This is a genomic window from Roseateles sp., assembly GCF_052436255.1.
GTDB lineage: Bacteria > Pseudomonadota > Gammaproteobacteria > Burkholderiales > Burkholderiaceae_C > Pelomonas.
Window position 1 is genome coordinate 1 of sequence record NZ_JBQVNP010000284.1, and the last position, 2,297, is coordinate 2,297.

The window sequence follows — 2,297 nt, forward strand, 5'->3', positions numbered from 1 at the left end:
CGCGCGGCTACCTGCATACGCTGGACTCCACCGCCCTCATGGCTGTGCAGGACGGCCGCGTGCTGTTCAGCTACGGCCCCGTGCAGACCGTCAGCATCGTGTTCTCCGCGCGCAAGAGCGTGTTGTCCATGATGTACGGCAAGTACGTGGCGAACGGCGCGATCGATCTCGACCGTTCTCTCGCCGACCTGGGCGTCGACGACATCGGCGGCCTGCTGCCGGTCGAGCGCCAGGCGCGCGTGCGCGACCTGCTTTCGGCGCGCTCCGGTGTCTATCACGCAGCAGCCAACGGTGGCGACGATGCGTCCGCCGCACCGGCACGCGGGTCACAGAAGCCCGGAAGCTACTTCCTCTACAACAACTGGGACTTCAACGCGGCCGGCACGGTGTTCGAGCAGTTGACCGGACGCAGCATCTACCGGACGTTCGCGGACGACCTCGCGACGCCCCTTGCGCTCGAAGACTTCGACCTGGCCCGCCACAAGCGAAGCGGAAATGCCAGGCTGTCGCAGCACCTGGCCTACCCCTTCTTCCTGTCCACCCGCGACATGGCGCGGCTGGGCCACCTGATGCTGAGAGGGGGCAACTGGCGCGGGCAGCAACTGATTCCGGCCGACTGGGTCAGGCAGATGACGCAGCAGCGAACTCCCTCCACGGACATGCATCCGCCGCACACGGCTCGCAGGGGCTTCGGGTATGGCTACCTCTGGTGGCTGTTGGAAGAGCCTCCGGACTCGCCGCTGAGCGGCGCCTACATGGCCTGGGGCGTCCATGGCCAGTACATCCTCGTGATTCCGAAACGGCAGATGGTGGTTGCGCACAAGCGCGAGGTGCCGGTGGCGGGCAACTGGAATGTGAGCTGGGTAGCGCCGAAGGACTTTCTGCGCGCGGTCCGCATGATTGCGGATGCTCCTTGTCGCTGAGTGAGGGCTGAGGCGCCGGGCGCCTCGAATCGCTGGGCCTTTGCGAAATCCTGTCTGCGAAGGGGATGGAGCAGAACGAAATGCGTGCTGGTCAAGGTCGTCAGACGGCCGACGTGTCTGGCGACCCCACGTCACGCTCCCTTATCTCTCTCAGCAGCCACTCCTGAAACGCCACGACCCGCGCGTCCGCGCTGCTCCCCAGCGGGTACACCAGGCTGCGTCAATGAAGGCAGGCTGTCGTAAAGCAACCCTATGATCTTGCGAGGGCCATAGCTGGCCCTCCGCCGAGTTGGCTAAGAAAAAAATATGGTGGCGCCCTCGGCGACTCAAGCATGAGCCACAGAAAGAAATCTAGGGAGTTGAAATGGCCAATGAGAACATGTCCATGAGCGCCAGCGGGCGTGCCGAGCTTCGTCGTCGCGAGGACGTTCGCCTTCAGTACTACAACGATCTGGCGAACAACTGCACATTTGGAATCGGTGCTCTCGCGCATCACGGTCCTTGCACCGCAGAAGAGCTGGTGCGCCCGGTGACAGCCGCGCAGGTCGATGCCCAGTTGGCAGCCAGGCTGCACACCGCCGAGGCCGGAGTGCGCCGGCACGTGAACAGGCAAACACTTACGCAAGCCCAGTTCGATGCGCTGGTGAGCTACACATTCAACCTCGGCGTGAGGGGCGCACGGTCGGTGCTTGACGCGGCCAACCGGGGTGCCGATGCCGATGTCGTGACTCACATGAACAACAACGTCTTTGTGCGTCCTCGCGATGCCCGGGGCCGTCGTTTGCGTGCCATCCGTTCGCAGGGTCTGGCAAACCGTCGGCGCGAGGAAACGGCTCCGTTCCAGCCCGCACAACCCACCGCTGGGCCTGCACGATGAAGCGCGTACTGGCTCTATTGCTGGGGGCACTCGCCATTGCAGGCGCGGCCGCGTCTTCTTCGTCCCCCGCGAAGTACCAGCCCAGACCTGAAGAGGTGCTGGCTGCGTTGGCGCACCGCTCCGGGCTGGCCGAAGAAGCGCTGCGCGGTCTCCTGTCCCACTGCGATGCCAGTCAATCTGCGATGAACATCTGTGCGTACCGCGATGCTGTCGCGGCGGACCTGGTTCTTCAGCACGCCATCGCCAACAAGGCAGAGCAGTTGCCGGCCTGCAAGGACCGGCTCGAAGCCAGGATTGCCCGCTGGGCAGCCGAGCGTGATCGAGCTTGCAAACGCAGCGCTGCCAAGGCTTACGGTGGTGGATCGCTCGAGCCGATGGCCATGGCAATGTGCGTGCAGCATGAGAACGAGCGGATGGCGAAGAAGGTCGAACGCCAGCGCAGCTGCGATCGCTAGGTACTTTCGAGGCCCTTCACGCAAGGCGCGGGTGGAGAGGTT

The 2,297-nt window shown here is 64.3% G+C and carries 3 protein-coding genes; all 3 read left to right on the forward strand.

Annotated elements, in window-relative coordinates; translation table 11 throughout:
- On the forward strand, nucleotides 1–923 hold a 923-nt coding region (locus ACT6S0_RS27555), incomplete at its 5' end, for a serine hydrolase domain-containing protein (protein ID WP_444766913.1).
- A gap of 364 nt (nucleotides 924–1,287) precedes the next feature.
- Nucleotides 1,288–1,800 carry a lysozyme gene (locus ACT6S0_RS27560; RefSeq protein WP_444766914.1) on the forward strand — a complete coding sequence of 171 codons (513 nt, stop codon included), beginning with the start codon at nucleotides 1,288–1,290 and terminating at the stop codon, nucleotides 1,798–1,800.
- The gene (locus ACT6S0_RS27565; protein ID WP_444766915.1) at nucleotides 1,797–2,255 is read left to right on the forward strand and encodes a lysozyme inhibitor LprI family protein; all 459 of its coding nucleotides are present in this window, start codon (nucleotides 1,797–1,799) and stop codon (nucleotides 2,253–2,255) included. The genes ACT6S0_RS27560 and ACT6S0_RS27565 overlap by 4 nt, the downstream gene beginning before the upstream one ends.
- Nucleotides 2,256–2,297: the final 42 nt, after the last annotated feature.